The sequence below is a fragment of the Salegentibacter maritimus genome, assembly GCF_016236915.1.
GTDB lineage: Bacteria > Bacteroidota > Bacteroidia > Flavobacteriales > Flavobacteriaceae > Salegentibacter > Salegentibacter maritimus.
The window spans coordinates 23539-29734 of sequence record NZ_JAEHOK010000031.1 but is presented as its reverse complement, the minus strand read 5'-3'; the positions used below and the strand labels follow the sequence as shown (position 1 = coordinate 29734).

General features: G+C 34.0%; 5 protein-coding genes. 4 read left to right on the top strand and 1 reads right to left on the bottom strand.

What is annotated here, in order from left to right:
• Positions 1-415: 415 nt before the first annotated feature.
• A complete protein-coding gene (locus I6U49_RS15750) occupies positions 416-1099 on the bottom strand; it encodes a DUF4294 domain-containing protein (protein ID WP_198629551.1) in 684 nt (227 codons plus the stop codon).
• Positions 1100-1204: 105 nt separating this feature from the next.
• Here I6U49_RS15750 and I6U49_RS15745 point away from each other — a divergent pair, with 105 nt between their 5' ends.
• The 4 genes from I6U49_RS15745 to I6U49_RS15730 all read left to right on the top strand — a co-directional run bounded on the left by I6U49_RS15745 (position 1205) and on the right by I6U49_RS15730 (position 6145).
• Positions 1205-2293 (top strand): M42 family metallopeptidase, encoded by a 1089-nt coding sequence (locus I6U49_RS15745; protein ID WP_198629550.1) that lies wholly within the window; start codon positions 1205-1207, stop codon positions 2291-2293.
• Between the two features lie 140 nt (positions 2294-2433).
• The gene (locus I6U49_RS15740) at positions 2434-3510 is read left to right on the top strand and encodes a DNA topoisomerase IB (protein ID WP_198629549.1); all 1077 of its coding nucleotides are present in this window, start codon (positions 2434-2436) and stop codon (positions 3508-3510) included.
• Between the two features lie 44 nt (positions 3511-3554).
• The gene (locus tag I6U49_RS15735) at positions 3555-5483 is read left to right on the top strand and encodes a DUF294 nucleotidyltransferase-like domain-containing protein (protein WP_198629548.1); all 1929 of its coding nucleotides are present in this window, start codon (positions 3555-3557) and stop codon (positions 5481-5483) included.
• Positions 5483-6145, top strand: a complete 663-nt coding sequence (locus tag I6U49_RS15730) for a 3'-5' exonuclease (RefSeq protein WP_198629547.1) — start codon at positions 5483-5485, stop codon at positions 6143-6145. Before I6U49_RS15735 ends, I6U49_RS15730 begins: the two co-directional genes overlap by 1 nt.
• Positions 6146-6196: the final 51 nt, after the last annotated feature.

Here is a 6196-nt window from a genome sequence, read left to right as displayed (position 1 = left end):
TTTTCTTTATCAACCAAATATTTTTTAGAAAAATTTTAAGTTTTTTTGAAAGCTTTACCCGATTAAAAGAACTTAAAAACAACTACAATTTTTATCAAAATCATTCGCTGTTTTTGCGGCTGCAAATATACAACCTCTTTTGAATCTGACAAGCAAAAAATAAAGTTTTTTTACTTTTATTTTTTTGAGCTTTCTTAGCCCTAAAAACATCGCAATCCCAGTATGTAATGAACTTCTTAACTTAGAACCACAAACCTCTTGTGGCGCAAAGCGGGTGCAAATATACTGCTGTTTTTTACTCCCACAAGCTCAACTTCACATTTTTTTAAAGAAAACTTAAAACAAAATTATAACAGCCTCTAAAAAAGGAACTTGTAAGATAAAAAATTTTAAAGAAAATTTTAGAATTGAAAAGTTAATTTAACCGACTCTTATTCTTACTCCATTTATCGGTAAGTTCAACATACTCAAAATCCAGTGCTGTAGCTTGTGGTTCCAGTATATCATGAACAAAAGAGCGCTGCAAAATATCTTCGATCAAAAAGTCTTCCTCATTATTAATAGGATCAAATTCTTCTTTTAAAGAAATCTCGAACAAACTGGCAGTTGTATTATACCAGAATGCCCGCCAACCACTTTTTAAATTTTTAATTAGATTAAAAGCTGTAGTGCCTGTTTGGCGATGCACCAATTTTACAAGGATTTGCCCTTCTGTATGTGTAAGTTTTTTTAATTCGGCAGAAAACTCCTCTTCTATATAATTTTGAACAATTCTAGTGTATTTTCTTTGAGCCGATCTCGAATCTATTTCATCAAGTCTGGCATTTAGTGCTATTAAGCGTTCCGATGCCAGTTTAGCATAAGGATAAACCTTCCTGGTTTTCCTCCTTAATATTAGGTATCTTTTTCTGTCGGCTAAATTATCAAAATGAAGTTTTTTTAAAATCACTACCTCATTAAGATTTATACTTTCCCTTGGCACCGTATCTCCAGCAATAATCATATATCGTTTTTGTAAAGTATCTTGAACAGGAACACTATCCTGGGCAAAAAGACCGGAAAAACTAAAAAATAATATTATAGAAAGTGTTCTAAGCATTCCCCAATTTATTTAGCTTGTTAGCGCACTAAAATCATTCCAAAATTAATGAATAATGAGTTGCCATACATTTAATTCTTATTAAATTCGTAAAAAATCAAAACTATGAGCAAAGACAGTATTCTTGACAAGCAATCTATAGAGTTTCTGGAAAAATATCTTAATAACGCTTCTCCAACGGGTTATGAATCTGAGGGACAGAAACTATGGATGGATTATTTAAAACCTTATGTAGACGAATTTATTACCGATAGTTATGGTACAGCAGTTGGGGTAATAAACCCAAAAGCCGAATATAAAGTAGTAATAGAAGGACATGCCGACGAAATATCGTGGTACGTAAACTATATAACCGATGATGGTTTTATTTATGTGGTAAGAAATGGCGGAAGTGATCACCAAATTGCAGCCTCGAAACGGGTTAACATTCATACAAAAAAAGGGATTGTAAAAGGGGTCTTTGGATGGCCGGCAATTCATACTCGTGATAAAGACAGTGAGCAATCTCCCAAAATAGACAATATATGTATAGATGTTGGTTGCACCAGTAAGGATGAAGTTGAAGAACTTGGGGTTCATGTAGGATGTGTAATTACCTACCCCGATGAGTTCTTTATTCTTAATGAAAACAAATATGTATGCCGTGCCTTAGACAACCGTATGGGAGGCTTTATGATTGCACAGGTTGCAAAGCTTTTAAAAGAAAATAAAAAAGAACTTCCGTTTGGATTATATATTACCAATGCTGTACAGGAGGAAATTGGACTTCGCGGAGCCGAAATGATTACCCAGCGTATTAAACCCAATGTGGCTATAGTGACCGATGTAACACACGACACCAATACCCCTATGATCAATAAAAAGAAGACCGGTGATACAAAAATTGGACACGGCCCGGTGATTGCTCACGCCCCTGCCGTACAAAATAAACTAAGAGAGCTACTTATTGAAACTGCCCAGGAAAAAGAAATTCCTTTCCAAAGAATGGCTAATTCAAGATTTACGGGAACAGATACCGATGCTTTTGCCTATAGTAATGGTGGTGTTCCATCTGCTTTAATTTCCCTTCCTTTAAGATATATGCATACTACGGTAGAGATGGTACATAAAGATGATGTAGAAAATGTAATTAAATTAATTTATGAAAGCGTTCTAAAAATTAAAGAAGGAGAAAGTTTTAGCTATTTTAGTTAACAAACTATAAGTCATACTATGGAAAAGTCCTTTTTAGCCTATGCTAAGAAGGACTTTTTTATTTTCTTAAGCATACTTTCACATTACTTTATTATACCCCGGGAATTTTTCCAATTATATTTATTAAAAAAGATCAATTAATGACTCTTTCTCCTGAGGAAATAAACAGCTTAATTTCCAACCCTTGTGAAACGGTAGATTTTGCCAATCTTACCTATGTATCTGAAGAAAAACTTTCTATTAATCGTAAGAAAATGGGAAGAGGCTTCTCATACATAAATAAAGGAAAGCGCATACAAGACCACGAAACCATTAAACGGATAAAAAACCTGGCAATTCCACCCGCCTGGCAGGAAGTGAAAATTACTCATTTAAAAAACGGACATTTACAAGTGGTGGGACGTGATGAAAAAAATCGTAAACAATATATTTACCACCCTACCTGGATTAAGTTAAGAAATGAATCTAAGTTTTTTAAAATGGCCGCCTTTGGCGAAAATTTACCCAAAATAAGAAAGCAAGTAGATAAAGATCTTGATTTACCTAAAATGACTAAAAAGAAAGTCCTCGCATTAATCCTAAGACTTATGGAAGAAACCCATATTAGAATAGGAAATCATTATTATGCGAAGAAAAATAAGACCTACGGACTTTCAACTTTTAGAACCCGACACGTTAAGACATTTAAAAACAGTATCAAATTCGAGTTTATAGGCAAAAAAGGAAAGGAACACTCTGTAAGCGTAAAAAATAAAAAATTAATAAAACTTATCAATCAGTGTGAAGAAATTCCAGGTTGGGAGCTTTTTAAATTTTATGATGAAAACAGCAACAAGCAGGCTATAGATAGTGGCATGATTAACGATTATATTCATGAAATAAGTGGTGACCTTTTCTCGGCAAAGGATTTTAGAACCTGGAGTGCTACCAAAATATTTTTTGAAACCCTGTTGGAGTTAGGCTATACAGATAATGAAAAGGAAAATAAACAACGTATCTTAAAAGCCTTCGATACCACCGCTGAAGGATTGGGGAATACACGAGCCGTTTGCAGGAGCTATTACGTACACCCAGAAATAATAAATTCTTATGAAACCGGTGAGATACCCCCCTATTTCAAAAAAATTAAATCGGAAGAAAAACAAGACTATATTTCTCTTTCTGAAACCGAAAAAGTAATTTTAAATATGATTAAAAATTATAAGATCAATATTTAAAATTGAATGAAACGGCTGTGCTTCTTTTTATTTAAATTAGCCGTATGAAGAATACCATTGCCTCTAGAATAGCCGATTTTCTAAAGAATTACCCTCCTTTCAACCTTCTACAAAAAGAAGATTTACTTAGCATCTCTAAAAATGTAAAAGTAAAATATCTTGAAAAAGGAAAAACCTTATTTGCCGAAGGCGATACCGGTCATAAACGTTTTTATGTAGTAAATAAAGGAGCAGTTTCCCTGGAGCGTATAAATAACGATAAAAGAGAAACCATAGATAAATGTGATGAAGGTGATATCTTTGGTTTAAGACCTTTATTCGCTAAAGAAAATTACCTCATCAATGCTATTGCAGACGAAGAGACCGTTCTTTACGCCATTCCAATTAAAAAATTTAAACCTTTATCTGAAAAAAATAAAGAGGTAGGGAGTTTTCTTATACAAAGTTTCGCTTCAAACACCAGAAATCCTTATGCTGAAGCACATAAAGGAAAGTTAATTTCAGAAAAGGAGCCGGAGGAAAATCAATTTCAACCCAATAATAATTTATTTGAGCTTCAACCCGCCCCGGTTACCAGAAAAGTAATAATGGCCTCTCCTGAAACCACTATAAAAAAAGCAGCTCAATTAATGAGGAGAAAAAAAGTAGGCTCTGTTTTAATAGTGGAAGAAAATACGCCAAAAGGAATTGTAACCGACGAAGATTTTAGAAATATGGTGGCCACCGGAGTATTTTCTATCGAAACACCAATTTCAAAAATAATGTCTTCGCCGGTAATTTGTTACCCAAGAGGTATTACAATTGCACAAGCCCAGCTCACTATGATGAAGCATCATATAAACCATGTTTGTATAACAGAAGATGGCACTCCAAACACTAAGGTAGTTGGAGTGGTATCAGAACATGACATTATGGTTTCTGAAGGGCATAATCCATCGGTATTAATGAAAGCTATTCAGCGAAGTAGCAGCACAAACGAATTAAAGAAAATCAGACATAAAATAACATTATTATTGAAAGGTTTTTTAGCTTCAAATATCCCTTTAAATCATATTTCAAAAATTATTTTTGAATTAAATGATGCTACCATTAAAAGGATAATAGAGCGATGTATAAAAAAACTCCCCACTCCCCCACCCTGTGATTTTACCTGGATCGCCCTGGGAAGTCAGGCAAGAAAAGAACAACTTTTACAAACCGACCAGGATAATGCCTTGATTTTTGAAGAAGTACCGCAAGAGAAACTGGAAGAAACCAGAGCCTACTTTCTGGAATTATCTAGAAAAGTAAACAAACGACTAAACATAATTGGTTATGAATACTGCCCTGCAGAGATGATGGCTAAAAACCCTAACTATTGTTTAAGTCTTCAAGAATGGAAACAGCAATTCACGAACTGGATTGTAGACCCCGGTAACGACGAAATATTACTATGTTCAATCTTCTTTGATTTTGATATTTCTTACGGTAACATCAAACTCTCAAATGAGCTGGCTAACCATATTTTTAGTTTAACACAAAACAATAAAAAATTCTATAGTGTTATGGGGGCCACAACTTTAAGAAACCCTTCCCCTCTAGGTTTTTTCCGGCAATTTTTAGTAGAACAGAATGGAGAAAACAAAGATTTCTTTGACATAAAAAAACGTGCAATCACTCCCATAACCGATGCTGCCAGACTACTAATTTTGCAGCATCAGGTAAGAAATATTAGCAATACTGCAGAACGCTTTGAAAAATTAGCACAATTAGAGCCGAATAATAAAGATTTATTCCTGGCCTGTGCTTACGCTTCCAAAGTCTTAATTAAATTTAGAACCAAGCAAGGTTTAAAGAATAGAAATAGTGGCAGGTATATAGACCTGGAGAACTTAAGTAAAGAAGAAAAGATAAAATTAAAGCGTTGTTTTAAAAGTATTAGACAGGTACAGGAATTAATAAAATTTAGATTCGAAGTAACTCCTTATACATAATGCTAAACATATTTAAAAATAAGCGTGAAGATTTTCCGGATTTCTGGAAAAAGTATGAAGCAAAATTTCAGGAGAAACCTTCTAAAGAAATTGAACATACCCGTTTTGTCGTTTTTGATACCGAAACCACAGGCTTTGATCTCATTAAAGACAGAATGCTATGCATTGGTGCGGTAGGTATTACCAATAAGTCTATTGATGTAGCAGACGGATTTGAAGAGTATATTTCCCAGGAAACATTTAACCCTAAAACGGTTAAAATTCATGGGATTATACAAAACGAGCGTATAGAAACCCTGCAAGAGGAAGAAGCGGTAAAAGCATTTTTAAAATATATAGGAAATTCAGTTCTGGTAGCCCATCACGCAGGTTTTGATATTGGAATGCTAAACCAGGCACTTGCCAGAATGGGACTTCCAAAATTAAAAAACAAAGTGTTGGATACCGTAAAACTCTACCGGGGTACAAGAATAATCTCAAATCTTATTAATAGGGAAAGAAATTATTCACTAGATGAAATTGCTGAAACTTATCATATAGATATTAAAGATCGCCACACGGCAGCAGGAGATGCCTTTATTACTGCTGTTGCGTTTATTACAATTCTTGGAAAATTAAATACCGATAATAAGTTGAAACTTAAAAAACTGTTTAGGTATTAATTTACTTTCCCCTATTTATCAAGACTTTCGCAAAAAAAAAGGCCTCACAGA